Source organism: Chryseobacterium salviniae, from assembly GCF_035819015.1.
Taxonomy (GTDB): Bacteria; Bacteroidota; Bacteroidia; order Flavobacteriales; family Weeksellaceae; genus Chryseobacterium; species Chryseobacterium salviniae.
In genome coordinates this window covers 53,741-79,205 of the sequence record NZ_JAYLAA010000039.1, presented here as the reverse complement: position 1 = coordinate 79,205, position 25,465 = coordinate 53,741, and the positions used below count along the sequence as shown (strand labels likewise).

Annotated in this window: 36 protein-coding genes; 27 read left to right on the top strand and 9 right to left on the bottom strand. The window is 38.9% G+C overall.

The window, feature by feature from the left end; genetic code table 11:
* Positions 1 to 17 precede the first annotated feature (17 nt).
* Positions 18 to 236, bottom strand: a complete 219-nt coding sequence (locus tag SOP96_RS10635; RefSeq protein ID WP_326320916.1) for a hypothetical protein — start codon at positions 234 to 236, stop codon at positions 18 to 20.
* Between the two features lie 167 nt (positions 237 to 403).
* Between SOP96_RS10635 and SOP96_RS10630 the strand changes: the two genes are divergently transcribed.
* Positions 404 to 679, top strand: coding sequence for a helix-turn-helix domain-containing protein (locus SOP96_RS10630; RefSeq protein ID WP_326320915.1), 276 nt, complete (start codon positions 404 to 406; stop codon positions 677 to 679).
* Between the two features lie 163 nt (positions 680 to 842).
* Here SOP96_RS10630 and SOP96_RS10625 read toward each other — a convergent pair whose 3' ends face one another.
* Positions 843 to 1,721: a S24 family peptidase gene (locus SOP96_RS10625; protein ID WP_123854433.1), complete on the bottom strand. Its 879-nt coding sequence runs from the start codon at positions 1,719 to 1,721 to the stop codon at positions 843 to 845.
* 54 nt (positions 1,722 to 1,775) lie between these two features.
* Here SOP96_RS10625 and SOP96_RS10620 point away from each other — a divergent pair, with 54 nt between their 5' ends.
* The 17 genes from SOP96_RS10620 (at position 1,776) to SOP96_RS10540 (ending at position 10,245) form a co-directional block, all read left to right on the top strand.
* Positions 1,776 to 1,967 carry a hypothetical protein gene (locus tag SOP96_RS10620; RefSeq protein ID WP_123854434.1) on the top strand — a complete coding sequence of 64 codons (192 nt, stop codon included), beginning with the start codon at positions 1,776 to 1,778 and terminating at the stop codon, positions 1,965 to 1,967.
* Between the two features lie 4 nt (positions 1,968 to 1,971).
* Positions 1,972 to 2,100: a hypothetical protein gene (locus SOP96_RS10615; RefSeq protein ID WP_262696535.1), complete on the top strand. Its 129-nt coding sequence runs from the start codon at positions 1,972 to 1,974 to the stop codon at positions 2,098 to 2,100.
* Between the two features lie 56 nt (positions 2,101 to 2,156).
* Positions 2,157 to 4,259 carry a DDE-type integrase/transposase/recombinase gene (locus SOP96_RS10610; protein WP_123854435.1) on the top strand — a complete coding sequence of 701 codons (2,103 nt, stop codon included), beginning with the start codon at positions 2,157 to 2,159 and terminating at the stop codon, positions 4,257 to 4,259.
* A gap of 16 nt (positions 4,260 to 4,275) precedes the next feature.
* Positions 4,276 to 5,196, top strand: a complete 921-nt coding sequence (locus SOP96_RS10605; RefSeq protein ID WP_123854436.1) for an AAA family ATPase — start codon at positions 4,276 to 4,278, stop codon at positions 5,194 to 5,196.
* A gap of 1 nt (position 5,197) precedes the next feature.
* Complete coding sequence (locus SOP96_RS10600) at positions 5,198 to 5,437, top strand: hypothetical protein (RefSeq protein ID WP_123854437.1); 240 nt, start codon at positions 5,198 to 5,200, stop codon at positions 5,435 to 5,437.
* 6 nt (positions 5,438 to 5,443) lie between these two features.
* Entirely contained in the window at positions 5,444 to 5,587 is a 144-nt protein-coding gene (locus tag SOP96_RS10595; RefSeq protein ID WP_164462427.1) for a hypothetical protein, read from the top strand.
* Positions 5,587 to 6,255 carry a hypothetical protein gene (locus SOP96_RS10590; protein ID WP_123854438.1) on the top strand — a complete coding sequence of 223 codons (669 nt, stop codon included), beginning with the start codon at positions 5,587 to 5,589 and terminating at the stop codon, positions 6,253 to 6,255. Before SOP96_RS10595 ends, SOP96_RS10590 begins: the two co-directional genes overlap by 1 nt.
* Positions 6,256 to 6,419: 164 nt before the next feature.
* The gene (locus SOP96_RS10585) at positions 6,420 to 7,052 is read left to right on the top strand and encodes an ATP-binding protein (protein WP_123854439.1); all 633 of its coding nucleotides are present in this window, start codon (positions 6,420 to 6,422) and stop codon (positions 7,050 to 7,052) included.
* Positions 7,053 to 7,062: 10 nt separating this feature from the next.
* On the top strand, positions 7,063 to 7,260 hold the full coding sequence (locus tag SOP96_RS10580) for a hypothetical protein (protein WP_123854440.1): 198 nt from the start codon (positions 7,063 to 7,065) through the stop codon (positions 7,258 to 7,260).
* A 2-nt stretch (positions 7,261 to 7,262) separates the two neighbouring features.
* Positions 7,263 to 7,517 carry a hypothetical protein gene (locus SOP96_RS10575; protein ID WP_123854441.1) on the top strand — a complete coding sequence of 85 codons (255 nt, stop codon included), beginning with the start codon at positions 7,263 to 7,265 and terminating at the stop codon, positions 7,515 to 7,517.
* Positions 7,518 to 7,576: 59 nt separating this feature from the next.
* Positions 7,577 to 8,044, top strand: coding sequence for a hypothetical protein (locus tag SOP96_RS10570; protein WP_123854442.1), 468 nt, complete (start codon positions 7,577 to 7,579; stop codon positions 8,042 to 8,044).
* 156 nt (positions 8,045 to 8,200) lie between these two features.
* Positions 8,201 to 8,554 (top strand): hypothetical protein, encoded by a 354-nt coding sequence (locus tag SOP96_RS10565; RefSeq protein WP_123854443.1) that lies wholly within the window; start codon positions 8,201 to 8,203, stop codon positions 8,552 to 8,554.
* Complete coding sequence (locus SOP96_RS10560) at positions 8,551 to 8,970, top strand: hypothetical protein (protein WP_123854444.1); 420 nt, start codon at positions 8,551 to 8,553, stop codon at positions 8,968 to 8,970. Before SOP96_RS10565 ends, SOP96_RS10560 begins: the two co-directional genes overlap by 4 nt.
* Positions 8,971 to 8,972: 2 nt before the next feature.
* The gene (locus SOP96_RS10555) at positions 8,973 to 9,218 is read left to right on the top strand and encodes a hypothetical protein (protein ID WP_123854445.1); all 246 of its coding nucleotides are present in this window, start codon (positions 8,973 to 8,975) and stop codon (positions 9,216 to 9,218) included.
* Positions 9,219 to 9,276: 58 nt separating this feature from the next.
* Positions 9,277 to 9,549, top strand: coding sequence for a hypothetical protein (locus tag SOP96_RS10550; RefSeq protein WP_123854446.1), 273 nt, complete (start codon positions 9,277 to 9,279; stop codon positions 9,547 to 9,549).
* Between the two features lie 3 nt (positions 9,550 to 9,552).
* Positions 9,553 to 9,756 (top strand): hypothetical protein, encoded by a 204-nt coding sequence (locus tag SOP96_RS10545; RefSeq protein WP_123854447.1) that lies wholly within the window; start codon positions 9,553 to 9,555, stop codon positions 9,754 to 9,756.
* A gap of 51 nt (positions 9,757 to 9,807) precedes the next feature.
* Positions 9,808 to 10,245: a hypothetical protein gene (locus SOP96_RS10540; protein WP_123854448.1), complete on the top strand. Its 438-nt coding sequence runs from the start codon at positions 9,808 to 9,810 to the stop codon at positions 10,243 to 10,245.
* A 410-nt stretch (positions 10,246 to 10,655) separates the two neighbouring features.
* On the opposite strand, the gene SOP96_RS10535 is transcribed toward SOP96_RS10540, so the two are convergent.
* The 7 genes from SOP96_RS10535 to SOP96_RS10505 all read right to left on the bottom strand — a co-directional run bounded on the left by SOP96_RS10535 (position 10,656) and on the right by SOP96_RS10505 (position 16,993).
* Positions 10,656 to 11,225, bottom strand: coding sequence for a hypothetical protein (locus SOP96_RS10535; protein WP_123854449.1), 570 nt, complete (start codon positions 11,223 to 11,225; stop codon positions 10,656 to 10,658).
* The gene (locus SOP96_RS10530; RefSeq protein ID WP_123854450.1) at positions 11,225 to 11,746 is read right to left on the bottom strand and encodes a phage virion morphogenesis protein; all 522 of its coding nucleotides are present in this window, start codon (positions 11,744 to 11,746) and stop codon (positions 11,225 to 11,227) included. The genes SOP96_RS10535 and SOP96_RS10530 overlap by 1 nt, the downstream gene beginning before the upstream one ends.
* Before the next feature lie 76 nt (positions 11,747 to 11,822).
* Positions 11,823 to 12,956 (bottom strand): minor capsid protein, encoded by a 1,134-nt coding sequence (locus SOP96_RS10525; protein ID WP_123854451.1) that lies wholly within the window; start codon positions 12,954 to 12,956, stop codon positions 11,823 to 11,825.
* A gap of 155 nt (positions 12,957 to 13,111) precedes the next feature.
* Complete coding sequence (locus tag SOP96_RS10520; protein ID WP_123854452.1) at positions 13,112 to 14,323, bottom strand: phage portal protein family protein; 1,212 nt, start codon at positions 14,321 to 14,323, stop codon at positions 13,112 to 13,114.
* A 98-nt stretch (positions 14,324 to 14,421) separates the two neighbouring features.
* Positions 14,422 to 14,844 carry a hypothetical protein gene (locus SOP96_RS10515; RefSeq protein WP_123854453.1) on the bottom strand — a complete coding sequence of 141 codons (423 nt, stop codon included), beginning with the start codon at positions 14,842 to 14,844 and terminating at the stop codon, positions 14,422 to 14,424.
* The gene (locus SOP96_RS10510; protein WP_123854454.1) at positions 14,841 to 16,358 is read right to left on the bottom strand and encodes a hypothetical protein; all 1,518 of its coding nucleotides are present in this window, start codon (positions 16,356 to 16,358) and stop codon (positions 14,841 to 14,843) included. Before SOP96_RS10510 ends, SOP96_RS10515 begins: the two co-directional genes overlap by 4 nt.
* 62 nt (positions 16,359 to 16,420) lie before the next feature.
* The gene (locus SOP96_RS10505; protein WP_123854455.1) at positions 16,421 to 16,993 is read right to left on the bottom strand and encodes a hypothetical protein; all 573 of its coding nucleotides are present in this window, start codon (positions 16,991 to 16,993) and stop codon (positions 16,421 to 16,423) included.
* Between the two features lie 176 nt (positions 16,994 to 17,169).
* Here SOP96_RS10505 and SOP96_RS10500 point away from each other — a divergent pair, with 176 nt between their 5' ends.
* The 9 genes from SOP96_RS10500 to SOP96_RS10460 all read left to right on the top strand — a co-directional run bounded on the left by SOP96_RS10500 (position 17,170) and on the right by SOP96_RS10460 (position 25,464).
* Entirely contained in the window at positions 17,170 to 18,258 is a 1,089-nt protein-coding gene (locus SOP96_RS10500) for an ATP-dependent Clp protease proteolytic subunit (RefSeq protein ID WP_123854456.1), read from the top strand.
* Positions 18,259 to 18,273: 15 nt separating this feature from the next.
* Positions 18,274 to 19,176: a hypothetical protein gene (locus SOP96_RS10495; RefSeq protein ID WP_123854457.1), complete on the top strand. Its 903-nt coding sequence runs from the start codon at positions 18,274 to 18,276 to the stop codon at positions 19,174 to 19,176.
* Between the two features lie 39 nt (positions 19,177 to 19,215).
* Positions 19,216 to 19,683 carry a CHAP domain-containing protein gene (locus SOP96_RS10490; RefSeq protein ID WP_123854458.1) on the top strand — a complete coding sequence of 156 codons (468 nt, stop codon included), beginning with the start codon at positions 19,216 to 19,218 and terminating at the stop codon, positions 19,681 to 19,683.
* Between the two features lie 3 nt (positions 19,684 to 19,686).
* Positions 19,687 to 20,208 carry a hypothetical protein gene (locus tag SOP96_RS10485; protein ID WP_123854459.1) on the top strand — a complete coding sequence of 174 codons (522 nt, stop codon included), beginning with the start codon at positions 19,687 to 19,689 and terminating at the stop codon, positions 20,206 to 20,208.
* A 1-nt stretch (position 20,209) separates the two neighbouring features.
* Positions 20,210 to 20,689 (top strand): hypothetical protein, encoded by a 480-nt coding sequence (locus tag SOP96_RS10480; RefSeq protein ID WP_123854460.1) that lies wholly within the window; start codon positions 20,210 to 20,212, stop codon positions 20,687 to 20,689.
* On the top strand, positions 20,689 to 21,918 hold the full coding sequence (locus SOP96_RS10475) for a DUF2586 family protein (protein WP_123854461.1): 1,230 nt from the start codon (positions 20,689 to 20,691) through the stop codon (positions 21,916 to 21,918). The genes SOP96_RS10480 and SOP96_RS10475 overlap by 1 nt, the downstream gene beginning before the upstream one ends.
* 5 nt (positions 21,919 to 21,923) lie before the next feature.
* Positions 21,924 to 22,361 carry a hypothetical protein gene (locus SOP96_RS10470; RefSeq protein ID WP_228445205.1) on the top strand — a complete coding sequence of 146 codons (438 nt, stop codon included), beginning with the start codon at positions 21,924 to 21,926 and terminating at the stop codon, positions 22,359 to 22,361.
* Positions 22,362 to 22,392: 31 nt separating this feature from the next.
* Positions 22,393 to 22,827: a hypothetical protein gene (locus SOP96_RS10465; protein ID WP_123854463.1), complete on the top strand. Its 435-nt coding sequence runs from the start codon at positions 22,393 to 22,395 to the stop codon at positions 22,825 to 22,827.
* 312 nt (positions 22,828 to 23,139) lie between these two features.
* Entirely contained in the window at positions 23,140 to 25,464 is a 2,325-nt protein-coding gene (locus SOP96_RS10460; RefSeq protein WP_123854464.1) for a phage tail tape measure protein, read from the top strand.
* Position 25,465 lies beyond the last annotated feature (1 nt).

Genomic DNA, 25,465 nt, shown 5'->3' with positions numbered 1-25,465 from the left:
TAGACAGCCTCTGTAATTTAATTAAAAGTTACGCTTGATGGGTAATTTCCACATTCCCCTGCATTTATTTGAGCAATGTAATAAGCCATTTGTGATTCCGTCCAATCGCCAGTGAAAGTTGTAATGTGCTTAATACCACAGGTGGAAGTCCATGTAGCTTGTAATGTTCTAATGAAAGACATTAAACTCATTGTAAAGAGAGCAAGCATTGCGAAAAATAAAATTTTTTTTCTCATCTAATTGAATTTTTAAAATTAATAATTATTTAAAAAATTGTGATTGCTAAAATCACTATGGCAAGATATACACTTTTCCATTCCTATACAAAAACTAACAGTTATAAAATAATAACCATTGGTTATAATTTTAAAAAGCATTACTTTAGCATTTAAATCTTGAATTTATGAGTTTAGAAACAAAACTTCGCAAACTAAGAGAGCAAAAGGGCTGGTCGCAAATGGATATCGCAAATCAGCTCGATATTTCCCAACCTGCCTATAATAAATGGGAAACCGGGCAAACTAAACCTACCTTGCAAAACTTACAGAAAATTGCTGAAATTTTTGAAGTCGATTTCTTTGATTTGTTGCGAGAACAAATTCCAAATGTAGATTTATCTAACTCTCAGTTTGAGGGGAATTCTTATATTATAAGCCCAATTCTTAAGGGGTATATCTAAATGTTAAAATAGTATAGTGTTAGAAAAAGGCCGAAAAATAGACGAAAATTGAAGTTTTGAACATTAAAAAGTAGATGAAAAAAACCGATATTACGCGATAAAAACCGTTATTAATGCGATATTTTCATAATGTACTTATTGCTTGGATTACATAAAAACGTTATTAAAGCAGTTTAGCCTTTCTTATTATCTCCTTTAAACTTTCTATTTCGCCCTCAAAATCGCTCATACGATCATAAATATCAGCCGGATCCGGCAAATGAAAATTAAGGTGCAGTTTAATCTCCCATATTTCCTTTATGCTTTCAGGGTTAATGTTTTGGGTTGGGTAATTCCTTCGATTATCTGACTTACAAATTAAATTATTGTATTTCTTAATCTTATTAATGCATCTTTTAACCAGCCCATCCTCGACTTCATTGGAAATAACTGCATAGATCTGATTGTCTTTAATATCGCGCTCCCAATTTTCAACGAACTGACCAACTACAAAACTTTTGTCCGGAAGAGTGGGAAACATAGAATTTCCGTCGATCTCAAACATCCTAAATATACCGTTATTAAGCCCTGGCATGCGATATGTCGGAAGTTTAGAAATAAACGCTGTATTAGCATAGCCATTGAGATAGCCAGCTTTTAGCCGTTGAGGTACCAACACAATATTATCCCTGTTTAAAGAATCAACAGTAACTACAGCGGGTGCGGTATTTGTGGACGTTTTTTTTACTTTTGGTTTGTCCTCATTTACGTCCCCATTAATGTCCTCAAAATCTTTGTGGACATTATTTTTACTTTTGGATTTAAGCATTTCGCCCTCTCCAGTCACAAACCAATTCAGGTCTAAGTCTTCAAACTTGTTTGATAAATCTTGTAAAATATCAATTGAAGGCTTCGCATTTTCTTTCTTCAACCTATATAATTTCTCAGGAGAACTATAGCCCAGGGCCCTCGCAAGCTCAGGAACGCCGGAATATCCGTAAAATGCGGTTATCCGTAAGGTTCTTTCAAAGAAGTTTGAATTTATATTCAAATTTGTTTGCATAGTTCAAACTTGTTTGTATATTTGCGTATAATTATTACGCAAAAATAAGAAAATATGACAAGCAGCAATGAGAAAATCAAAATAAAAGTGAGCGAGGTCGCCCGTTTGTTGGGCTGGAGCTACACTACAGCGAAGTCTATAAAGGACAGAAAGTCACCAAAAGACAAATATCAAACTTATTTGGATTGCGAAAAAAAGCTGATTGAGGCAAAAGAACAAATAAATATAGAACTATCTAAACATTAACAACATGAAAAAGCTTATTCAAAATGTATTTAGTTACAAGAAAATTGATGTAACAGATGCGAACAGTGGTCAAAGTCAAGAAGCGACTTACTTCATGCTTTTTGGCTTAACGGTAAATATTACTTACAAATAATAATCCCAAATGGTTTCTGAGCGGTTCGATTCCGCTCCTGGGAACAATAAACGATAATGAATTTTTTACACAGCGATATTATTATACGAAAATCTGGAGACAAACAAACAATTTGGTTGTCACAGCGTTTAGTAATTGACGTTTGTGGAATGTCAGAAGATTTCTTAAGAACAAAAGCGCGCCCGCGCTATAAGGCATCTGTTCAAGCTTGCTACCATCACCATAATATTCTTCCTGATACAGGAAAAGGTTGGCGTTGGGCGAAAATGGAATCAGGATTTTATTATGATCTTTCACGTATTCCAAATAGAGCGCCACAAAATTACAGAGAACTGTTTGGTGATGCTACTGAATTGGTAAGAAACTATGAAGATTTCATCAAAGGAAAACAAAGTTCCAACTTTGAAACGGACTTTAAACGCCATTTAAACAATGTTTACAGATCGTATTTAGAATTTTATACTGATGCTAATGAAGTACAACGCCCGGCACTCGCTAAAGCGTGCGCGGTTATTGACTTCATACTGGATCACAAAGATTCATACCCTGGTACAAAGAATAAACTGTACAAGGACCTGGAACCAGTTCTAAAAAAGTTAGATCTGCAATATATCCCACATCATCATTTAAGACTTAAAGAGAAAATTGATGAACTATTCGCAACGGAACGCCTATCAATTCCCGATATCATAAAGCTTCCGAGAGCAGGAAACAGTAATTCAATGGTTTTCGCGGATCCTCAACTTGTATCCTGGGCTTTACAGCTTCGATCTATGCCTAAAAACTACAGTAACGATTACATTATCCGTAAAATTACGGATATGTGTTCGCTCACTGGAAAACGTGTTCCTTCGCGCCGTTGGTTCGGGCAAAACATATTTGAATTGCCAGGTACAAAATTCCTAACATCAAAAAGATTTGGATCAAGTAGAAAATCACATATCCATAAATCATATATCCCTACTGAAGGTGCTTTGTATGCAGGAGATTGTTGGGAAATGGATGCAACCCGTGTTAATATTATCGGTCATTCTGTTGAAATAGTTGATGAAATCACCGGTAAAAAGAAAAAGGTTGAAAAGTTCCTGATGGTTGTTGCTATCAGAGACGTTCACAGCGGCGATATAGTGGGTTATTCTTTCGATCATTCTGAAAATAGAAGGGTTTACACAGATGCAATAGCAATGGCTGTTAAAAACACCGGTTATCTGCCTTATGAAATTATTACTGACCGTTTCCCCGGCCACAATACTCCGGAAGTTGAGACATTGTTTGCAAGAATGGAAGCATTAGGTGTAAAAATCGAAATATCCCATAATGCCAATGATAAAGCAGGAGTTGAAAGATTCTTCAGAACATTACAGCAAATAACAATGCCGGATTCTGATTTCTTTTATGGTGATGGTATTATGTCCCGAAGTTTATCAGCTTTCAGATCACCGGAATACCTTGAAGGAATCAAAAAAGAAAGTAAGAAGGCCGGATTTGATATGTATGCAGCTGTTGAAGAAAGTACATTTATCATTGAAACCTTCAGAGATACACTCTACTCAAAATACAGCCGTAAACATTCAAAAGTCAATCTTTCACCGCGCCAAATTCATGATCAGTCAGAAAAGCCGCATGTAATTGAGGTTTCAGATGCAACCATATCAATGTTATTCGGACTTAAAAAGAAAAACATCCAGATCAGAAACAACGGTCAGATTGAAACTGAAATTTACGGAGTTAAAATGCACTATTTCATTAGCCCGGCATATTATGACGTTATCAAAAATTATCACTTGGAATCAGTTGTTCTTTCCTATGATATTGAAGATTTAAGCGTGGTATATCTATGGGAAAATCACGGAATATTATTGAAATCACTTTGTGAAGCTGAGTTTTTTGTTCCTGCTAAAACAAAAGGACCTAATAAAAACCTTCAGCAGATCGGAGTTGCCAAAGCCCGTGAAAAAGCAATTGAATCTTTGAAGAGTATCGACTATGAGCAGACAATTGGTGAAGAGAACTATATGCTCGGAAAATACGGTAAAAAAGACATAACCAATACGGCAGATGATTATTATAATGATCGGCCGGTTAAAAAAGTATCCGGAAGTGACGTACAACCGGATGACTTTGAAAACGATTACCTGAATGATCGTAATGCTTATTAAATAAATAAACCTTGATATGACAAATTTACAAAAAAATGAGATTGTAATTCTCATTGAAAATGAAAAAATTAGACTTGGAAGCTATGCTAAAGTAGCTACTAAATGCGAAGTAAGCACTGCAACAATTTCGCAGATGATAAACAGGAACTGGGACCTGATCAAACCGGAAATGTGGTCAAAGGTTGGTTTTTCACTTGGATTCGATGAAAGTGAATGGCAGATCGCCGAAACAATGGGATACAGAAAAGTAGCGAACATTTGTACAGATGCAAAAAACGAAGCGTTTTTCATGATCCTTTCTTCACCGGCCGGAAGAGGCAAAACCAAACCATTGGAAAAATACTACGAACTGAACGCTGACAATGAAGTTTTTTATATCAAATGCCGTGAATGGGCAAAACGTGAGTTCCTTGTGGAACTTTGCAAAAGCCTGGGAATCGATTCTACGAAGCATTATGTACATGTTGACAAACTGGGGACTAAAGTTTCAGAATTTTTTAACCAGAGAAAAGGTAAGAAACCGCTTTTAATCGTAGACGATGCCGGAAAACTCAAAGACAGCGCAATCAGATGGTTCATACACCTTTTTGATGAAAACGAAGATAATATGGGTTGTTTACTCGCCGGAACTGAATATCTGGAGAAAAGGATCCGCGATGGCGTGAGACTTAAAAAACTGGGATTCGATGAAATTGAAAGCCGTTTCGGAAGAACCTACCTCGGTCTGATCGGTACAACCCAGAAAGATGCTCAACTGATTTGTTCCGCAAATGGAATTCATGACAATGCACTTCAAGTACAGTTATTCAAAGAGTGCAATCCACTAAAAAAAATCATTCAAACCCGTGAAGGGAACCAATCAATTGAGGTTATAGAAGATATTCGCCGCCTCAAAAGAGCTGTTAAAAGAGAAAAATTAAAACTCCAATACAATTAAAATGCATACAAAAGAAACAACTGAAAAGAAGGTAATCGAAAGCCTAAAAGAGATCAAGTCGGTTATGGAAGAACATATTGCAGATGTACAGGCTACAATTACAAAAATGAATTCAAAAATAAAACCTCATGAAGATTTTTTAAATGGCCTTCCAACCGGAGAAATGGAATTTTATTATGGAAAATCTTATGAAGTTAGGATGCTAATAGATGGAATCAAGGCAATACAAATAAATAATTAAACTCTTATGAAAACAGTAAAAATCTATTTAAACAAAGAAAAAACACGATTCAGAATTGTAAAACCAACTGCACAATTCACCGGAAACTGGGATGCTCTTGTTTACGATGTAACTAACGGAAATTTTCACTCATTTAAAGTATATAAGTAATGGAAAACACAATTAAAATACCAGATTTAACACCTGAGCAGATGGAAGCTGTTGCTGCAAAGTTAAAGGAAGCTAAAAAAAAGGCGAAAGAAAAGCTGACAGCAGATAAGAAGATTTTAAAAGGGCTTGAAGATAGTGTGGTGGTCGAAAACATCGATTATTTTATTGATGTACGAACGGAGTTAGAAAGCAGGATCCTGGGACTTTTCGCAAACATGGAACAGGTTATTGAATTAAGGGCCGGTATTTACGGCAATAAAAAGCGAGAACAGGATACTCACACTTTCACCCTGGATGATGGTTCTGCCAGTATAAAAGTGGGATGGAACACCCGGACTACATTTAACGGAACTGAAGCTGAAGGTATTGTAAAGATTAAACAATACATGGCTGCGCTAGCAGGTGAAACAGAAAACGAAAAGATTCTTATGGAGTTCCTAAATATTGCTTTAAAGACCGATGTACAGGGTAATTATGATCCTAAAAAAGTAAGGGAATTAAATAAGATGCGAGACAAGGCGAACAGCGATCTGTTTAATGAAGGAATGGATATCATTATCCAGGGCATGATTGATATCAGAACTTCACGTGTTGTAACCGGTTACAAAATGGTTGATTTTGGAGAAGGAAACAAAAGACGCGTCAACTTCACATTTTCAATTGACTGATAGAAGAGATAGCAATTATAGGAACTGGCTGCTTTATTGGCGGCGTCCTGGTCGGAGTGATTCTATGCGCTTTGATTACCTGGAAAATGGTAAAGTAAATCCCAAACGGTTTCTGGGCGGTTCGATTCCGCCCGTGGGAACAAATAAAATTTTAACACATCAATATGAGAGCAATCGGAGTAAAGGCCTTTATAGATAAGACCTTTGATACATTTCCTTTTGAGGGGGAATGGTTGGAAAGTTTCGGAGAGCCAGAAAAGAATTTTAAAATGATTTTGTATGGCGGATCCGGTGAAGGCAAAACTGAATTCACAGTCAGATTTGCAAAGTATCTGGCATCGTTCGGTAAGATTTCGTATGTAAGCCCGGAACAAGGTATTTCTAAAAGCCTTCAGGATGCAATCATCCGTAATAACATGGATGAAGTTGCGGGAAAAGTAATGTTTTTAACAGGTGGGACCTTTGATGAACTTGTCACCTATATCAGAAAAAGCAGATCAAAGGTGATCATCATTGACAGTTTGGATTATATGAAGCTTACGGTTGACCAGTTCAAGATCCTCATTGCAAAATTTCCTAAAAAGGCGTTCATCATTATCGCCTGGGCAAAGAACGGATCACCAAAAAGCCAACATGCAAAGGATATTGAATTCATGTGTGATATCAAATCTTTCGTTGAGAGCTTCAAAATCACACTACCAACAAGCCGCTTCGGTGGAAATAAAGAATTTGTGATCTGGAAAGGTGCCAGTAAGAAAAAAGCGACCACCGCCCAACCGTCACTATTTGATAATTAAAGAAAATAAAATGACACAAAAAGACCAATTAAAAGTAATGCGTGCCGGATTTACCATCATAAGAGCAGACGAACATAATTTACAGTTGAAATTTAAAGATAGGAATAACCTTCACTGGAAAATATTAAGGTCCGGATTTTCATCAAAATCAGCCTTACAACGTGAGAAAAAAGAGTTTTTAAAAATGAATTTATTTATAGAAGATTAATCATGGCCAAAAGAGTCCCAAAACTTTACAGGGTTCAGTTCCTTATCACAAAACCCGCTGAAAAGAATGTAAAGATTACAGGTGTATCAAAAGTGCATTTTTGTTTAGCAGACAATGAACAGCAGGTACAAGATCACGTAAATAAGATCTTAGAAGAGATCAGACAGCAAAATGACAATGATCCTAAAATTTACGTGAAGAATTTGAAAATTGAAAAGCTGCGATTTGATGGAGTTTTCAATTTCATAAACAACTAATCCCAAATGGTTTCTGGGCGGTTCGATTCCGCCCCTGGGAGCAAATAAAATCACATGCAATGAATGTAAGAATTAAAACCCTAAAAAAGAAGATTGAAACAAAGCATACTGCTTTCGCAATCAGTCAAACTGTGTACATGCACACGCGTAGAACCACCAATATTGATGATTTAACAGCTGAAGAAATTGAAAAGATTTACAATGTATTCTTTCCGATGGAAATGTCAAGCGAACAGGAACTGGCTCATGCTAAGCTTCAGCAAAATTTAAAGAACAGGAGATCAAATATTTTAACAATCGCAAGTCGATTAGGCTTAAAAGAGCCTGATTCATGGGATAAATTTAATAATTGGATGCTTACCGCCAGCAAATTTAAAAAGCGCTTAAATGACCACAATCTTGAAGAGTTGAAAGAACTGGAGATTCAGTTTAGAGGTATCGAAAACAACTATGAGAGATCGGCGCGGACACCAGGAACAAAAGCCTGGTATCATAAAAATAAATTAATCCCTCCATCAGCCAATTAATGTGTAACAAAATAGGTTTTGCGAGCAAAAAAGAAGCGAATACAACAAAAAACTTCATCCGTAGAACTTCTTCCAGGGCCGTCCTTCCAGAAAGAACTTATTTCTGCCGTGAATGTGGTAAATGGGTATTAACAAGTAAGAAAATTTTTAACAAGAATGAACATATTAGACAAAAATTATCCGGAAATCAGCGTAAAAACAGACGCGGAAGATTTAAGGGTGATGATTAACTATCTTAATGAACTGGGTGAATTCATACAGGAAAATGGCGAACTGAGCCGGACTGTATCAATCATGCTGCTGAAGGAAGTGAGAGATAAACTTATTATGAAGGAATTTCAGAAGAAAGGTACAACAAAAATTTTTCTAATGAAATTTAAAGCTTATCACATCGCTGCCCTATATGAATCTTTCATCTTCAATAGTCAAATTAATCAAGTAAAACCCTTTGAACAGAACTGCATTCGCAGGTACAAAAACCAGTTTCATCAACAATTAATTGCACTATGAGAACATTTTTAGCAATTGGTAGAAAAACCGGATTAAGAATATCCTTTAAATATGATTTAAGCGGTGTTTTAAAGGCTGTTGAATTTGATGGACAATGGACCGATGAACTGATAGAAAGGATTAAAGCAAAAATACCGGCAAACGCAATGTATTGCATTTCCCAGATTAAGAATCAGTCGCCAACAAGTCAATGGATTTTTAAAGAAATGACAGATCTTTCTTTTGATGGTTTTTATAAAAAGTATCCCAACAAACTCGGAAAGAAGGCTGAAGCTTTAAAGGCTTGGAATAACCTCACAGACCCCTCGCGAATGGATGCCGTGCTTTATCTGGAAATTTACATTCCGCAAAAACGGAAAGAAGGTACAAATATTCCTTATGCATCTAGTTATTTAAACGGAAGATACTGGGAATAGATATGAAAATTAACGGATTTGAATATTCTAAAAGTGAGATTTTGGAAGCATTAAGAAAAAAAGGATACATGATACTTCCTTTCAGAACTTATCACGAAAGGGCAATGCACGGAAGTTTATTTATTAAAGAGTGGTTCCACACTGAATGTGCCGTAAAAGGTGATGAACTTCCTTCAGATGACAATATCTGGTCCAATGTCGCAATCAAAGAATTCCAAACGGGATTTACAAAACCAAAGCTTATATAAGTACGGAAAACCGTTTTTAAATAGATGTACAACAATTTAATTTTACAAAAAAATAATCATGCAAGAATTTAAACTATTTGGAGCAACTGTAAAGCATAAACCTAATACGAAGGTCGAAATGTTGCAATTAAACGGATTTATGTATTCAAAATCTGAAGTACTTGAAGCCCTGAAAGCTCGCGGTTATCAGATAAAAATCTGGAAGTACCTGGATGATGATCAAAATGCCGTTGAATGTGCTGTAAAAAATGGTGAACTACCATCAGAAGAGAATATGTGGCATAAAGTAGGAAACAAAGTTTTAGAAATAAGAACAAAACCAAAGTTATAGATTATGACTGAATTTAAAATTAACGCTCAGGAAGATATCATCAATGAAATACTTGAGCATTTACAATGTGGCATTTTAGGCCAGGGATTTGCAATGTCTTGGGACTGTAAAGTGATTAATTCGAGTAACATCGTGTTTACCTTAAAAGAAGGTGCTAAACTTGAACTGAAGGATATTTTCTGGTTTGGCTATTTAACAAAAGTTTAATTTTAAAATCCTGGTAAGCAGGATTTTTTTATTTTTACAAAAAAATATTACATGAAAACATTACTATTTCTGCTGTTTCCAATTCTTTTTTATTCTCAAACATCATTTAAAAACTTGGATTCAGCTGCATTTATTACTCAAATTGACGCTATTATAAAAACAACCGGCACAAATTACAAGTTTGTTAAATATGATACTTTTCAGACCTCAAAAATACTTGTCTTCGGTAACCCTGACAAAGTAGATGATGAAATGATCTTCTTTTATCAAACTTATCAGTCTATGGAAGATAAAAACCTGGGATTGTTAGGTGTGAAACAATGGGATTTTACAAGTGTGAGGGGCAATTATCAAAATTTATTTTCTATTTGGAAAAAATTTATTGATCCCGATGGAAATAAAGAGGCTATTTCTAAACAAGGCTATAAGTCAAAAAATGGATATTTATTCAGAATGGTTTCTTCTCCAGAATGGCTAATAAGATTTTAAATCCTGTATTTACAGGATTTTTTTTATTTGAAATTTGCAGGAAAAAAAACTTCATATATTTTTGCAGCATGTGTGATGCGAAAAAAACTAAAACAACCACTGAAAACCGACACAGAGCAGTCAGAGCAGAGTATAAAAGACTGTCAGAAATTCAGGAATATGGCGTGCAAAAGCATAGCTTTGATTGGATAGTAGCAAATTTGGCCCACAATTTTTTTTACAGTACAGCAACTGTAGAAAATATCATTTTTCATAGGGTATAATTTGCAGTTAAATTAATTACCTATACATTTAAACTTTAATAATTGAAAAACTAAAACCATAAGCCCATGAAGTAAACAAAACAATTTCTCATACAAGTGTTATTTTTTAAAGCAAAGAAAACCCCGCTATTTTTTAGCGGGGTTTTATTATGGCTGATTGATCTGATATCCTGCCTGAAAGTCAATTCCTGAGAAATTTCCTTCTTCCGGATCCTGAGCGGCACTATCATCCCGGATAATACACTCAAAAGTTATCTTGTAAAGATTGCCGGTTCCACCAGTATCTTCAGGATTAAAGCCCAGTTTTCTCATGGAATTGTAATTAATACCGGATGTGCCGTGGAAACGGCTATTGATAAAGTCCATGATCTTCAGGAACCGGATTGCGTGATCCTGGTTAAATGATCCCTGGAAGGAATTGGCAAAGGTTTCATAAAAGTAAAAGCAATCAATCTGAAGCGTGATCTGCTGGGTCTTTTCTCCCAGGTCAGTAATTCCCATTGTACGATAAGAAAAGAAAACGGCCGGTGCAGGGAACTCCAGTTCATCAGATAAAAAATTCACCTGGTTATTCCAAAGATCAATCCACCGAACCGGTGTTTTGTTTTCGCGTCCGGCAATGGTGTTGAGCATGCCGTACTTTTCAATTTCTTTTTCGTTTAAATCAGCGGCCAATATTTCGGCCATTTCCATGTATAGATTACTCCAACTTTCCATTATAAGTTTTTAAATTTTTGAACAATAAACTCGAAGAACCAATCATCCAGTCCTTCCATCATTTTAGCACTTTCACCGATAAATTGACGTTTCGGCATTTTAAAAGTGATGACATTTTTTTTTGATAACGCCATCCACTTCCATTTTTCATCCTTTGTTTTTTTGAACATATACCAGAAATATTTTCTGCTTTTCGCGGTGATCTTTATCTGAACGGTTCCGCCTTCGTTATGGAGCCCCGCGTATGGAGCATACGATCCGAATACGATCTGACGCTTATTTCCTGACAAAACTTTTATACTTTCCAATAGAAACGATGTTGATATCAGGAGCGCTCCACCTGGACGGTAGTCCGGGCTTACTCTTTTTTCCCAGGCATCAAAACTGTGATCCGTAAATCCCTGCTTCCGGAAACTGTCTTTGAAATAATTCAGACAATATACCATTGCATAACGCCGGGCTTTATCAATAGCTTCAGCAGCAATACCTTCAAAATCCGGCATAGGTGTTTGAACTTCCATAATTTTTGTATATTTGCAATGAAGAGAAGAGTGATCTGATCTTCTTCCTTACGGGCGCGAGGTATAGCGCCCTTCTTTATTTAATTAAATCCTTTACTTTTATTGTTTCAGCCTTGTTTCCGGTGATGATGATAATCTCATCAAAAGCGCCTTTGTAATGGGCTTTTAAATGTCCTCTTAACTGGTTTTTGAAAAATTCTAAGGACTGTTTGAAATCTTCAGTAATATCAAAAACAACCGTTTTGCAGCCTTGTTTTTTCGCTGAGTTAAGATTTGAAGAAATGTTTTTCCCGCGCTGTTCTTTACGGTCGGCCAGTTTACCATCAATCAAATATTCCGGATTCTTATGATTCTGAACATCTATGTGAGGCCTGACAAAAACATCCTTTTCCAGTTTTTCCGCAATGATCATCCCGGTTTCCACATTCTTTACCTTGTCAGACTCATCCGCAAAGATATTTGCATACACTTTTTTACCATTCTGTGCCGTATATGCTTCATCATACGGGGCATTAAGTTTCATGTATTCGGCGTTAACTTTTGCCTTGTGGTCCATATTCAGCAGCTTGAAAAACCCGCCTTTCTTTGTGAAAATCTCTTCATCCAGGGCAACGTTTCCACGGAATTCCGGAAGTACTGATTCATCGTCAAATTTGCCCGGCGTTGCTTTTGCAGCGGTTTGGATGATGTAACACCGGCAGCGCCATCCATTCGGGGTATAATAGATTTTCCAGAAGGCGTCTCCGATTGGTTTTATCACGCCATTAAGCAATTCATGTTCCGGCCTTACTCTGTCGTCGCCAACGGTCCTATATTCCAGGTTCGGAAAGATATCGGCATCCCTCATGAAAATTTTCCACTGTTCGGCTGCCTGACAGCCTTTTATTGCTGTTTGGTGTTCAGCCTGGATATAGTTCTCATTAAACTTTTGATTTGTCTTCCTCGCTTGCTGAAGGAATTCCGGAAATAACCTGATTCTTCCTTTATCCAGGAGATTGTTATTCATTTCCTGAAGCTGAGTGTACGTTTTTGCACTTGAAAACTGCCAAAGGTTTTTCTTGAACTTTTGCTGAAGGGATTGTGGTTCTTTGACGTCAAATTTTTTCCATTTTTCACCGTAGACCGTTGCAGCACCTTCTGAAAGGTCTTTGTAAATCTGTTTTACAAGGTCTTTGTTCAGATCTTCCGGTTTTAAACTGCCATCGTGCATATCTTTAGCAATCTTTTCTATTAGCCTGGCGTACGGTTCCAGATCAATAGCTTGAAAAGCTTCAGAGATTGATTTACATTCTTTACAATCGCAGCTATTTCCATTATAGGCCGCTTCTATATCTCGTAAAACGGCCCTGGTTTTTAGAAAAGCATTTATGTCACGGCTTTTTTTTTTGACGCTCCCTGGGCGGTGGGTTCTGGTTGAGTGACACCGGAACCGGCGTTCTTAATTCCTAAAATTCTAAGACCGGTAATCTGCTCAATTTGCTCAGGATCGAAATCAAAATAATTTCCTAATCCGCTGACAATTTTGATCAGCTTATCAATGGTCATTTCATCTTCATCATCCCACTCAAAATCAAAGTTTGCAAGGTTCGAGTAAGCCGGCGAAAGCTTTACGAGTAATGGAATGAGTTTTTCATTTACAACATTTCGGACCAGAAGTTTATCTGAGGTAAACCGGAACTGGGCTAATTCAAACTGTATTTCCACGGAACCCACGAAGCCTTTTTCATCCGTTAGTCCTGTACCGCCCAGAATCCGTTTGGAAACTTCATTATCAGCCCGTTTGATTAATCCGTCAAATGCTTCCTGGCTGTTGGTGGACGATATATTTGGAATTTCAAATTTTTCATTTCCGCGGCCAATCATGAAGTTATTGCTTTTAAAATTCGTTGCCATTTCAAAAAGCTCCAGTAATCGGTCATCATCTTCACGGTCCGTGGTGACAAATAAAGGTGGTACGCCGTACTTTTCAATGAAATCAAGCCATGAACCCAGGCCCAGTTTTTTAGCCAGAATAATCGGCGCAATTAAAGCCCGGATCCCTAAATCCTTGTAGTCTTTACCGATCTGGATATAATAAGTAGAAAGCGGACCATTTCGATAATCTTCACCGGTACTTTGACCAGGTTCTTTCAGGATGATTCCTTTCTTTGCATTGAAGTAAGGCTGCTCAATCTCTTTTATCTCAGTTAATAATCCTTCTTCATTGGTTTTAAAAACCTCAATAAGCTTTGTGCCGTCAAATTTATATTCCAGGACCAGTTTGATAAAGTCCTGAAACCACAAAGTTTTAAAAAGTTTCTCGGCCTCTTCATCGCGTTCTTTTGATGTTTTACTTACAAGCTTAAAAGGCGATTGCTGCGTTTTGGCGATTCTGGTTTCAATAGTGGATTCCAGGTGGTTGTCAGTCCACTGGTTTCTGTATAGTGCGTGCAGGTTTGATTTGTCCGGGTTGTCCGGATCTGTTGCAAGCATTACGGCCGTTTTCCATGAAGCCAGATCTTCCACCCGCATAATCGTTGCCTGGTGTTTCACAACATCGGAAGGCATTGATGGGTTTTGCCTTTTTCCTGCTGCCATTACCTGGTTTAATTGGGTATAAGATGCATTGCCAATGAAAAATTTTTCCGCGGCCCTGTATATTGGATTTGTCTTTAAACGTTGTTTAAACGGTTTCATTAGATATAAAAGTTTGGATTTTTAAGATTGCCGTACAGCATTTTTGATGCGGTGGTTCCTGTCGATTCTACTGGTTTTGCCGGCAGATCGTCAAACTTGATAATTCCCCGGTGCATTTTATCCAGTTCGCGTTCGGCCCACTCAAGATCCTTTTCGTTACTTTCGCCAGCTTTCCTTCCGGTTCGTCTCTTCATATCATATCCTACCATCTTGGCCAGGATTTTTATAATATGTGGATGGCGTACCGGTGAAGTTTTGGAGAAAATATTTTCAACATCATAATATTTTGAAATCATTGATTTCACTTCTGTGATTCGGTGTTCCTCCAGTTCGTCCCTGGCCTGCTCAAAGTCTGCCACGCTTTCATCCAGTAAGCGTTCAAGTGTGTAAGCGTTTAAATCTTTATTCTGTAAGTAAATCATATACGTTCATTTTTGGGTTTCATTTTACCCATAAGGTTTTTGGCCTTTTTCTTTGGGGTGTATTTTTCAAGTTCTTTTGTGGTGGCTTCATGGCTATCCGGCCAGTCATCATGGCCGTTGTAACCTGGTTCAATTCCTTTAAGCTGGCTTAATGCTACCTGAGTATCATTATTTCCCTTAATGGCTTTGTTTATATACATTCGATTGTTCTGGTAGTAGGAAACCAGTGAGAGAATCCGGTCTTCCTTATTGCCTTTGATCGTTACTTTCTTTAGTCTCAGTTTTACACCTGTTTCTTCCTCGACTTCTTCAATGGTACGTTGTACTTCATCATTCCAGAACTGTGATTCATATTGCCAGTGAACCCGTACGCCTGGAGGGAGGTTTTTGTCGAAAAAACTCATCCATAGCAGCGCCGCTTTCATTTTTGTTTGTTTGCAGAAAAGATCATAGATATAGAATTTCTTCGCCATCAGTCCCTGGACATTAACTGCATTATAATCACTGTTTTCGTTCCCGGCGTATGCGATATCCCAATGGCCCACGATATGTTCAAAATCTTCAAGGGACATATCCACCCAGTTGATCATTTCATCTTTAAAGTGAGTTCCCTCAATGTGAGGTTGGTGGTTATATTCAGCATTTCCGGCAAGCGTTCCAATACCTTCAAAAGGATCCTCAATCAGGATCCGGAAGTAATCATCAGAATATTTCTGGTGCCATGTTGGTTTGTAAGTAATCGGGTCATACGCTTTTACTTCGTGAACAATCCATTTCGGGTGCTTCTCTTGAAGCTTTGTCTGAATCATCACCGGTGCAAAACGGTTGTTTGCCTGCCACCATCTTCGATATTCCCCATCCATACATGGAATAAGATCCTGTTCTATCCATTTTACAATTTCGTTTTGTCTTTTTGGATTCTTTACAAGCTGCTTGTCTTCAATATCGTCACAAACGATCATATTGGGACGAGTGTTTTTCACTCTTAAACCTCTTACGGATTGTCCCATCCCTAATGCCTGGCCAATAAAGCCGCCTTTTGTTACGAACTTTTTATCCTCCCAGTTACCTAATTGCTGCTGCTCACCGAAATCAGATATGATCCGGGGATTAGCTTCAAATTCTGCTTTTATATCTTCCAGGAGCTGTTTGGCTTTTTCAAATGAATTTCCGATAATAACCAGGTATACTGGTTCACCACAAAGCCATCGCCAGAAGGGAATTATGATATTACTCCAGACGGATTTTGCAAGCGCCCGGCCCCACTGGCAGAATCCTTTAAATGTTTTATGCTTTGCAATAAGCTCAGCAAATTCGATCTGGAAGTCAGCACATGCTGAAGTTGCGTAGTGTGGAAAATAATATTCCACCATGCCGCGGATATCAGTCTTGTATCCGGCAATTCTTTTTTCTTTCTGTTTCTTTGTTTCGTTCAGGTTTGGCGAACCTGCACCGCGGGCAAACTCTAACTTTTCGAGATAGCGCTCTAAAGCCTGTTTATCCTGTCGTTTCATGTCTTTGGTCGTTATTAGTTTTTTAAGGGCTAAAAAAAGCGTTTAAACGCTTTTTAAATGCTCTAATTGTATTGTGTTGCTGCATGAAGTATATGCTCATGCTGAAAGTCTAAAGTTTTCATGTATAATTTTTCATCGTATTCCCTCATTGCGTTAAAGATTTTTTCCTGTATTTCGATGTACCTGGTGAGGGTGATTTTGTTTTCCGTGTGAAAGTTTGCCAGTGTTTTGTTCCACATCGCAATTCCCTGGTCAATAAAAACCGTTTGCCTCTTCAGGTCCTTCTCTTCTCCTTTCAGTTCTGCAACCTGTGTTTTAAGTTCAACCTGAATATTCTTATTGGAAACTTCGCGGATCTCTTTTTCAAGTTCGCGGATCTGTTGGGGATATTCCTTGATTTTTTTCATGATATCCAACCTTTCCACGGCCAGGTCATCAATAACCTGTTGGATCCGGTCAAGTCTTTGCCCGGACTGATTGATTTTTGAATCCCTGATCTGTTTCCAGTTTCCATTTTTTATCCAATCACCTACCGTATTAGGTCTTACTTTGAGTTTTGTCGCAATTTCCTTTGCTTCCATCCTTTCCTCCGTAAAGTAGAAGAATGCGAGATTTTTCTGCTCTTGTTTGGCCATGCTATCAGTGTATAATTAATGAAGCAAAGTTGCGGTGAAGAAAATCGCCTGTAAAATTCCCGTACTAAATCGTACCGTAAATCGTACTAAATCGTACCGTGAATCGTACCGATTTGGTACACCGATTTTACAGGAAAAAAAAGCCAGTGCAATTTTGCCAATGTAAAACGAACGGAATGGCAAAAAAGACAAAAATTGAGGCAGCAGTTACCAACGGGGTTTTAAAGCTTCGTTTGTCAGGAAGAATCTGGCAGGGTGATGTTGCATCATCTTTTAAATGGGAAATTGATGCTGCACTGGCTCAAAATATCAAAACTGCTGAACTATATATCAATTCTGAAGGCGGATCAGTATTTGAAGCCCAGGAAGCGATTAATGAACTCAAAAGACTTGATAAAGTACTTATCACCATTGGATCACTTGCTGCTTCTGCTGCAACGATGTTTCTCTGTCATTTTGAAGCACAATCTTACAGCACATCACAATTTATGATTCATAAGCCGCTAACCTGGGCCAGTGGAAACGAAGACCAGGTGAAAGCCGAACTGAAAGCTTTAACCAATTTAACCAATGTCTACAGGTCTGCTTATGCAAAAAAACTGAACATTACTGAAGAAGAGGTGGATGATCTATGGAAAAATGACTATTGGATGGATGCAAAGGAAGCCAAAGAAAAAGGCCTGATCTCTACAATCATAGACGAAGAAATTGAAGTGGATGAAACAACCGTGGCGATGATGGTAGCGTGTGGTTGTCCGAATGTTCCACAGCCAACCGCCAAAAAATCTGACAATACAAACAACAACGATACAAAAATGGACATCAATCAATTAAGAGCTGCATTAGGCATGTCAGCAACTGCTACGGAGCAGGAAGTACTTAACAGATTAGCAGAAAACAAAACGAAAGCTGAAGCTGCCGCCGCTGCCGAAGCCAGTTCGAATGAACAGAAGAAAACTAATGCCGAAAGGGTTGTTAATAAAGCAATCCTGGATAAAAAGATCACAGCAGATATGAAAGAAACGTATGTCAGCTTACATATTCAGGATCCGGCATCTACTGAAGCAATTTTAAACGGTATGAAAGGCGTTACTGCTGCTTCAGAGAACCAAAAGCATACGGCTGACGGTGACCTGCCAAAAGGAAGGGAAAACTGGACTATTGATGATTACCTGGAGAAAGATCCACAGGCGTTCAATGATCTATGTGAAACCAATCCGGATTTGGTTAAGAAAATGAACGCTGCTTATTCTCAAAAAAAATAATTTTTACTAATAACTATGTCACAAAAAGTAATAAGCGTATTGGCGCTTAAAAATGAGTTGGCGGTTACTGAATTGGTTAAAAACTTTAACCATGAGCATACCTGGCTTCAGGAGGTGCCTTCAAAACCGCAATGGGTAGGAAATGACGTGATCAAGATTCCGATCCAGGGAACGGCCCCGAAGGTTCTTATTGATAACAAAATCTATCCTATTAACGGGTCACAGCGTGAGGATGGTCACATTAAGATTTCTCTTCACAAGTATGAAACTGAAAACACTGAAGTAACGTCTGATGAGCTTTATGCGCTTCCGTACGAAAAAGTGAATGATGTTCAGGTTCAACACAGAGAAACTCTGGAAGATGTAACCGCTGAGCATGCTTTATTTTCTTTAACCCCTGAACAGGACAGCACGGTATCGCCTGTATTGGTAACAACTGGACCCGATGACGGAACAGGAAGAAAAAGGTTAATCACTAAGGACCTGAGAACGCTTAAAAAGAAACTGGATAAACTGAAAGTTCCTAAAAAAGGGCGTGTGTTGGTTTTATGTTCGGATCACGTAGATGATTTACTGGAGCAGGACGAAAAGTTCAATCAGCGTTACATGAACCACGAAGAGGGCGCTATTGCTGCCAAATATTACGGGTTTAAGATTTATGAAAGTATTTACGCTCCAGAATTTACGGATGCAGGTGTAAAAATTCCGTACGGCAGTGCAACTGAAGGAACTGAAGCTTCCGTTTGTTTCTTCGCTCCAATGACGGCGAAAGCACCGGGATCAGCTGAACGTTTCGCGATCGACAAAACTCAAAACCCTCAGTTCAGACGTCACGAAATCGGATTTGAATTGCACTGGGTGTGCGTAGCGATCAAAGATGAAGGTCTTGCCGCTATCAGATCAGGAAAAGCAGCTTAATAATAACTAATAACCATTTTACTATATCAATCAGAAGCCATGTCAACACTCAATCAATTATCATTAAAAATCGCTCAAAGCCAAAACGGCGTACAGGAAATTCCCAAAAACAGCAATGCTGGACCAGCAGTGGAATCTTATCTAAAAAGTGTTGGGCTTGGTAAAGGATATGCGTGGTGCATGGCTTTTGTTTATTGGTCGGTCAAAAAGGCCGCTGAAGAATTAAAAACAACCAATCCCCTGATAAAAACAGCCGGCGTATTACGCCAGTGGAATGAGATCAATCCGAGATTGAAGTTTGCAGGACCGAAACCTGGAGATATATTCATAATGGATTTCGGAAAAGGCCAGGGACATACCGGATTTGTCGTGGAAGTTTACAGTAATGGAACTGTAAAAACCATCGAAGGAAATACCAATGATGATGGAAGCCGCGAAGGGTACGAAGTCGCTTACCGGATCCGGAAGAATTCATCTTTCAAGGGATTTATCAGGATACCCAACTAACCAATGAAAACAACATTCATATTTATATTTTTTATTCTGGGATGCTTTGCTTTTACCGGTTGTAAAAGCAAGCAACTCCCAGGAGAAATAAAAGAACGTCTGATTTATCAGACAGAAACCGTAAAAGACACAGTTTTAGTAGTCGAAAAAGACAGCTCTTTTTATTCGGCATACATAGAATGTGTAAATGGAAAACCCGTTTTAAAATCGCCCTCAGAAAAGGCTGACAAAACGAAGTCACTTCCAAAAAGTAAGGCCGGAAAACATCTGGCTATTCCTAATGTAAAGCTCGAAAACGGCATTTTGTCCGTGGATTGCCAGAAAGAAGCCCAAAACATTTTCTTTCACTGGAAAGAAAAGTTCACCAAAGAGTATGAAAAAACTCATAAACCGGTTCCGGTTCCTATGCCTCTAACCAAATGGCAGGAAGCAAAAATGGCAATTGGTACACTCGTAATCTGGGCCACTGGTCTGATTGCATTAGCGTATCTCATTAGGTTTTTAATCCGTAGAAAAATATTTTAAAGTGAAAAATACTAAATCATTACAGGAACTGCTTGGACTGTCGGCAGATGTATTCAACAACGAAAAACACCAGGATATTGATATCGTGTATGCCGCTGAAGATGGTTTCATCTTTTTTGAAGATAACAGGGCGCGTGTACATTGCAGAAGAATCCCTGGACTGAAGTTTCACACAATCACCAGAACACAAGCCCTTCAGGCAGTTGAATTAAACCAATGGGAAAACGTGACTGTAAACGTGAATTCTGAAGATGTACCAGTGGTGAAAGCTACGCTTGCTCTACACACAACCCCGGTCGTGACGAAAGAAGCAGATTCAGATCCTGAAGCAAAGGAACTGGAAGCACTAAAAGCGCAATACGAAGAGCTTTATGGAAAAGCAGCGCATCACAATGTAGGTACTGAAAGGTTAAAGGTCTTAATTGCTGAAAAGTTATCTGAAGGAACAAACACTGAAGAATCACAAAATCAACCTGCATAATGGGAAAATTTCAAGCAATTAAAGTCAAACAAATAAACGGCGGGCTTGGAAGAACCGCGCCCGCTACGGATGACGTTTCACTATTGGTTGTCTCCATGAGCATTGCCGGATCTACTCTTGTTTATGGCCAGGCTAAAAAACTACTGGAAACAAAAGATGCAGAAGTACTGGGTTTAACTGAAGCAACTGATGCTAATAATAAAACCCTGGCATATCACCATATCTCTGAAAACTTCAGATTAGCGCCGGAAAGTACTTTGTATATTCTACCGGTAGAAGCTAATAGTACAGTTCAAAGCAAAATACCTGTTGTGATCACAGCTTTGAAGAAAAACAGGGAAATCAAGGGGGTTGCTTTTGCAGGATTTACAAACGACCTTTCCACCCTTCCGGGTGAAGTTGATGCCATTCAGACGGCACTTGCAACAGAGGCAATGAACGAAGGGATTGACCTGGATTACATTATTCTGGAAGGAAGAGGACCGGCGGAGGCTATTGCGCTGAATGACCTGGTTGACCTTTCCACGAAACAGGGGTCTAAAATCTCACTTGTAATCGCCCAGGATAGAGATATCGCGGCACTTGATGTGGCTTATGCAAAATACGCGTCAGTGGGTGCTTATCTGGGAATGATTAATGTGCGAAACGTTGCTGAAAACATCGGATCGGTGAACATTGAAAAAAAGCCCGCCGGAAGCGAAACCATTGACACGTATCCGTTAACACATTCTGGACTTGGAAGATTTATTAACGTCGGAATTTCTACCGGCCAAAGCATTGAAGAGCTTACAAATGTACAGATCAAAGATCTGAATGATAAAAAATACATTTTCGCCGCTCAGTATGAAGCTGAAGCTGATTATTATTTCAGCAACTCATCGACATGCGTATCGGCAGCCAGTGATTATTCCTACATCGAAAGAAACAGGACCTGGAATAAAGCAAAGAGACTTATCTCCAGAACGCTTCTTCCTAAAGTAAAATCGAAAGTGCCGAAAGATCCATCAACCGGATTTGTGAAAACAACAACGATTTCAAACTGGGAAACGTTACTGGAAGCGGCCTTGGATCAAATGGTCAAAGCTGACGAAATCAGCGGTTATTCTTTGTTCCTGGATCCACAGCAATATCCGGACGAAAGCATGCCATTTAAAATCCAGTGTTCCCTTGTTGCTCATGGTATTGTACACGAGTTTGAAGTATCACTGGGATTAACTAACAGTATTTAACAATAATGAGAGCAGGAAGTATTATTAATTCCCTGGGAAAATTACAGGGTTGGAATAACATCACGACAAATTTATTTGCTCATGATGTAGTAGGAATCACCGAACTGGCTTATGACGATACAACCAAAAAGGAAAATGTATATGCCGCGGGTCAGTATATGGTGGGAAGATCAGAAGGGAACTATGAAGCGAAAGCTTCAGTAACCTTACTGAAGGAAGAAGTTGATGCAATCCTGGATACATTGCCACCAGGAACGCGCCTTCAGGACATTGAACCGTCTGATATCGTGGTTCAATTCGCAATGAAAACCGGAAAGATCAGAAAGGATATCATCCGTAACGCGGAATTTACAGGTAATTCAATTGACGTCAAACAAGGAGACGGATCAATAGCAATTAAACTGGAGCTTATTATTTCGCACATTGACTGGAATGTCAGATAATTTTTAATTAACATTTAAACACTATTTAAACGTGGATACAACCGTAAAAACTGAAAATACACAGATGGTCGAAACTAATGACCAGGAAATTATTACCATAGAGAAAGCAGAAAAAGAACTGATCAACGATCTGTATTATGAATCCGATGATTTTGGACGCTTTTCTGAAGATGAAGTGAAAGGCTTCAGGCTGAAGTACGGGAAAAGACTAAGATATCTGAAGGTTGTCACACCGGACGGTGAATCTGAATTTATCATTAAAAAGCCCAGTCGCGCCACTTCCAGTGCCGTACGTGAAGCAATTGATAAAAATGATGAAGACCTGGCGCAAACCATTATGCTTACGAATTGCGTTGTTGAAGGTGATATTCAGGATATCGAAGATGATGCTGTGGTATTCACAAAAGTGACCACTTTCATTACTTCGATGGTAAAAGAAGCAGAACTGGAGGCAAAAAAGCTATAGAGGCCTCACGTATCGAAATTCTCGATGACGATGAAGGCAACCCCAGTCTGGGGATAGATTCAATAAGAAAAGCAAATGCTATCATTCGTATCACGTACGGTCTTGATCCTGATACGTTGAGTGATGAAGAGTTCGGCCGCCTGGTCAATGATTACGCGTTTGTGAAGCGCTTTGACAGTGAAATCTATAAAATAAACATGCAGAACGCGCTTACTGAAGTTCTTAATGAACTATTCCCGGAACAGGTATCAAAATAATTAATAACCATAAAACTGTAAAGGCAGCTTCAGGCTGCTATGATAAAACAAAGTAATGAGTACGGCAACTACAACCTGGGTATTAAAACTTTCGGAAAATATTATTCCGAAGTTTAAATCCGTTGGCCAGGAAGGAAAAAATGCCGGTGATAAAATCGATGATTCTTTTGATAAAGCAGGGAAAAAGATCGATGAAACAAAGAAAAAAACGGACAAACTTAAAAAATCCTTTGATGATGTAAGCTCTATAAAGTGGGGTTCCGTATCTGAAGGGATTGACAGGATCTCGAACCGGCTTTCTGAAATGAAAGAACCTGGTGCCGCCTTCGATGAGCAAATGCACGAGTTAAAGGGTCTTACAGGTGCTACAGATGAACAGATGGCAAAGATGAGCGAAAGCGCCCGTGATCTTGCCCTGGAGTTCGGAGGGAATGGTGCTGCTCAGTTGGGAGCGTACCAGGGAATCCTGGGAAAACTGGGACCTGAGATTGCACAAAACGATAAGGCAATGGCAAAAATGGGCCGTAATGTCGCCGTAATGTCAAAGACCATGAAAAATGATGTTGCGGGCGCTCAGGAAGCTTTGACCAATTCCATGATCCAGTTTAAAACAGACCTTTCGGATCCTATGAAAGCGGCGGAAGAAATGGACCGGATGATGAATGTCATGGTTGCTTCAGCAAAAGCGGGATCTGTCGAAGTCCCGGATATCTCAAAGGCTTTATCTGAAGCCGGCGGTGTTGCTAAAATGAGTAATCTAACATTTGAAGAAACCAATGCTTTAATCCAGGGAATGGCAAAAGGTGGTGTGGAAGTTGGTAAACTGGGAGTTTCGGCCCGTAATGCGATCTTAAAGATGGCTGCACCGGCTACACTCAGCAATGATGCCTCTGAATACCTGAAGGCGTACGGTGTGGATATCAAAAAAATATCTGATACAACTATTCCATTTACAGACCGTTTAAAGGAGCTTAATAAAGTGGGGCATGATATGAATGCGTTAGCGCTCATATTCGGAACAGAAAACGTTCAGGGCGCTCAGGCAATGTTATCAACAATCCAGTACCAGGAAGACCTCACAAAACAGGTTACAGGTACAAAAGATGCGTATGAAATGGCCGCTGAAAATATGGGAGGTTGGAATGAAAGAATGAAAAGATGGTCCGCCCAGGTCGATGATTGGAAAACGAGCATATTTGACGCTATTGCACCGGTGATTTCGGTTACGGAAGCAAGCGGTGAATTCCTCAAGGTTGGTGCTGACCTGGCTAACATTTATAATGGATTCGGTCCGGTCCTGAAGAATTTTGTTACATGGGTTAAAAATGCAGGACTGGGACAAAAGTTCCTATCATTTTGGACCGGGGTTTCTACCATTGCGCAAAATCTTTGGAACAAAACAATTAACTGGGGACCTTTAAAAACATTCGTTTCCTGGCTTAAAAATACCGCTCTCGCCCAAAAACTTGTAAGTGCCTGGACTGGAATCGCAACGGCAGCTCAGTGGCTTTGGAATGCAGCTTTGACAGCCAATCCAATCGGGCTTATTATTGTAGGTATTGCGGCCTTAATCGGGTTCGTGGCATTAGCAATTAAATATTGGGATGATTGGGGAGCTACACTGGTTCTGTTTATGGGACCGATCGGTCTTATAATATCTGCTTTTAAGAATGTTTATGATCACTGGGAGAGCATAAAAAAAGCGTTCCAGACTGAAGGGATTATCGGAGGTTTAAAACGGCTTGGGCAGGTTTTACTGGACGTGTTGCTGAAACCAATACAGCAGATTGCCGGATGGATGGATTCTATTTTCGGAACGGACCTGGAAGCCGGCATGATGAAAATGCGTGGCAAAATGGATCTGCTTAACGATAAAGAGAAAAAGGATCTCGTTGCCAGGGATAACAAAGACATCGCGAAAGCACTAAAAAACGGCGGTCTGGTTATGTACAACGGAAAGGCCGTTCTTCCATCGACAAAGGCAAGATACGAAAAGCAGGATATTGACAAAGCCCTGAAGGATGGAAAACTGGTGATGTACAATGGCAAGGCCGTACTTCCTGCAACAAAAGCAGCAGCAGAGAAAAAGGCAGCTGCTGATAAGAAAAATCAGAAAACACCGACAATACTTTCACCAGACAGTGTTCTGGGAGGTGATAAGGACAAGAAGAAGAAAGGTAAAAAGAAAAAGGGCGAAAAAGGTGACGGTGAAACATCCGTGAACGGAAATGGCGCCGGTGTAAAAACAATAACTGTAACGGTTAACATGCATAATCATTTTAGTATTGATAAAAGTTACGGGAGCCTGGAAAGGGCTGCAAATACTGTAATCTCAAAAATTAATGACCGCCTGCGTGACGGCATGGTAGCACTGGATTAAG

Bases quoted from the DNA above. Each gene is read 5' to 3' on its own strand.
- SOP96_RS10635 (WP_326320916.1), bottom strand. From the start codon at position 236: ATGAGAAAAAAAATTTTATTTTTCGCAATGCTTGCTCTCTTTACAATG.
- SOP96_RS10630 (WP_326320915.1), top strand. From the start codon at position 404: ATGAGTTTAGAAACAAAACTTCGCAAACTAAGAGAGCAAAAGGGCTGG.
- SOP96_RS10625 (WP_123854433.1), bottom strand. From the start codon at position 1,721: ATGCAAACAAATTTGAATATAAATTCAAACTTCTTTGAAAGAACCTTA.
- SOP96_RS10620 (WP_123854434.1), top strand. From the start codon at position 1,776: ATGACAAGCAGCAATGAGAAAATCAAAATAAAAGTGAGCGAGGTCGCC.
- SOP96_RS10615 (WP_262696535.1), top strand. From the start codon at position 1,972: ATGAAAAAGCTTATTCAAAATGTATTTAGTTACAAGAAAATTGATGTA.
- SOP96_RS10610 (WP_123854435.1), top strand. From the start codon at position 2,157: ATGAATTTTTTACACAGCGATATTATTATACGAAAATCTGGAGACAAA.
- SOP96_RS10605 (WP_123854436.1), top strand. From the start codon at position 4,276: ATGACAAATTTACAAAAAAATGAGATTGTAATTCTCATTGAAAATGAA.
- SOP96_RS10600 (WP_123854437.1), top strand. From the start codon at position 5,198: ATGCATACAAAAGAAACAACTGAAAAGAAGGTAATCGAAAGCCTAAAA.
- SOP96_RS10595 (WP_164462427.1), top strand. From the start codon at position 5,444: ATGAAAACAGTAAAAATCTATTTAAACAAAGAAAAAACACGATTCAGA.
- SOP96_RS10590 (WP_123854438.1), top strand. From the start codon at position 5,587: ATGGAAAACACAATTAAAATACCAGATTTAACACCTGAGCAGATGGAA.
- SOP96_RS10585 (WP_123854439.1), top strand. From the start codon at position 6,420: ATGAGAGCAATCGGAGTAAAGGCCTTTATAGATAAGACCTTTGATACA.
- SOP96_RS10580 (WP_123854440.1), top strand. From the start codon at position 7,063: ATGACACAAAAAGACCAATTAAAAGTAATGCGTGCCGGATTTACCATC.
- SOP96_RS10575 (WP_123854441.1), top strand. From the start codon at position 7,263: ATGGCCAAAAGAGTCCCAAAACTTTACAGGGTTCAGTTCCTTATCACA.
- SOP96_RS10570 (WP_123854442.1), top strand. From the start codon at position 7,577: ATGAATGTAAGAATTAAAACCCTAAAAAAGAAGATTGAAACAAAGCAT.
- SOP96_RS10565 (WP_123854443.1), top strand. From the start codon at position 8,201: ATGAACATATTAGACAAAAATTATCCGGAAATCAGCGTAAAAACAGAC.
- SOP96_RS10560 (WP_123854444.1), top strand. From the start codon at position 8,551: ATGAGAACATTTTTAGCAATTGGTAGAAAAACCGGATTAAGAATATCC.
- SOP96_RS10555 (WP_123854445.1), top strand. From the start codon at position 8,973: ATGAAAATTAACGGATTTGAATATTCTAAAAGTGAGATTTTGGAAGCA.
- SOP96_RS10550 (WP_123854446.1), top strand. From the start codon at position 9,277: ATGCAAGAATTTAAACTATTTGGAGCAACTGTAAAGCATAAACCTAAT.
- SOP96_RS10545 (WP_123854447.1), top strand. From the start codon at position 9,553: ATGACTGAATTTAAAATTAACGCTCAGGAAGATATCATCAATGAAATA.
- SOP96_RS10540 (WP_123854448.1), top strand. From the start codon at position 9,808: ATGAAAACATTACTATTTCTGCTGTTTCCAATTCTTTTTTATTCTCAA.
- SOP96_RS10535 (WP_123854449.1), bottom strand. From the start codon at position 11,225: ATGGAAAGTTGGAGTAATCTATACATGGAAATGGCCGAAATATTGGCC.
- SOP96_RS10530 (WP_123854450.1), bottom strand. From the start codon at position 11,746: ATGGAAGTTCAAACACCTATGCCGGATTTTGAAGGTATTGCTGCTGAA.
- SOP96_RS10525 (WP_123854451.1), bottom strand. From the start codon at position 12,956: ATGCACGATGGCAGTTTAAAACCGGAAGATCTGAACAAAGACCTTGTA.
- SOP96_RS10520 (WP_123854452.1), bottom strand. From the start codon at position 14,323: ATGGCAGCAGGAAAAAGGCAAAACCCATCAATGCCTTCCGATGTTGTG.
- SOP96_RS10515 (WP_123854453.1), bottom strand. From the start codon at position 14,844: ATGATTTACTTACAGAATAAAGATTTAAACGCTTACACACTTGAACGC.
- SOP96_RS10510 (WP_123854454.1), bottom strand. From the start codon at position 16,358: ATGAAACGACAGGATAAACAGGCTTTAGAGCGCTATCTCGAAAAGTTA.
- SOP96_RS10505 (WP_123854455.1), bottom strand. From the start codon at position 16,993: ATGGCCAAACAAGAGCAGAAAAATCTCGCATTCTTCTACTTTACGGAG.
- SOP96_RS10500 (WP_123854456.1), top strand. From the start codon at position 17,170: ATGGCAAAAAAGACAAAAATTGAGGCAGCAGTTACCAACGGGGTTTTA.
- SOP96_RS10495 (WP_123854457.1), top strand. From the start codon at position 18,274: ATGTCACAAAAAGTAATAAGCGTATTGGCGCTTAAAAATGAGTTGGCG.
- SOP96_RS10490 (WP_123854458.1), top strand. From the start codon at position 19,216: ATGTCAACACTCAATCAATTATCATTAAAAATCGCTCAAAGCCAAAAC.
- SOP96_RS10485 (WP_123854459.1), top strand. From the start codon at position 19,687: ATGAAAACAACATTCATATTTATATTTTTTATTCTGGGATGCTTTGCT.
- SOP96_RS10475 (WP_123854461.1), top strand. From the start codon at position 20,689: ATGGGAAAATTTCAAGCAATTAAAGTCAAACAAATAAACGGCGGGCTT.
- SOP96_RS10470 (WP_228445205.1), top strand. From the start codon at position 21,924: ATGAGAGCAGGAAGTATTATTAATTCCCTGGGAAAATTACAGGGTTGG.
- SOP96_RS10460 (WP_123854464.1), top strand. From the start codon at position 23,140: ATGAGTACGGCAACTACAACCTGGGTATTAAAACTTTCGGAAAATATT.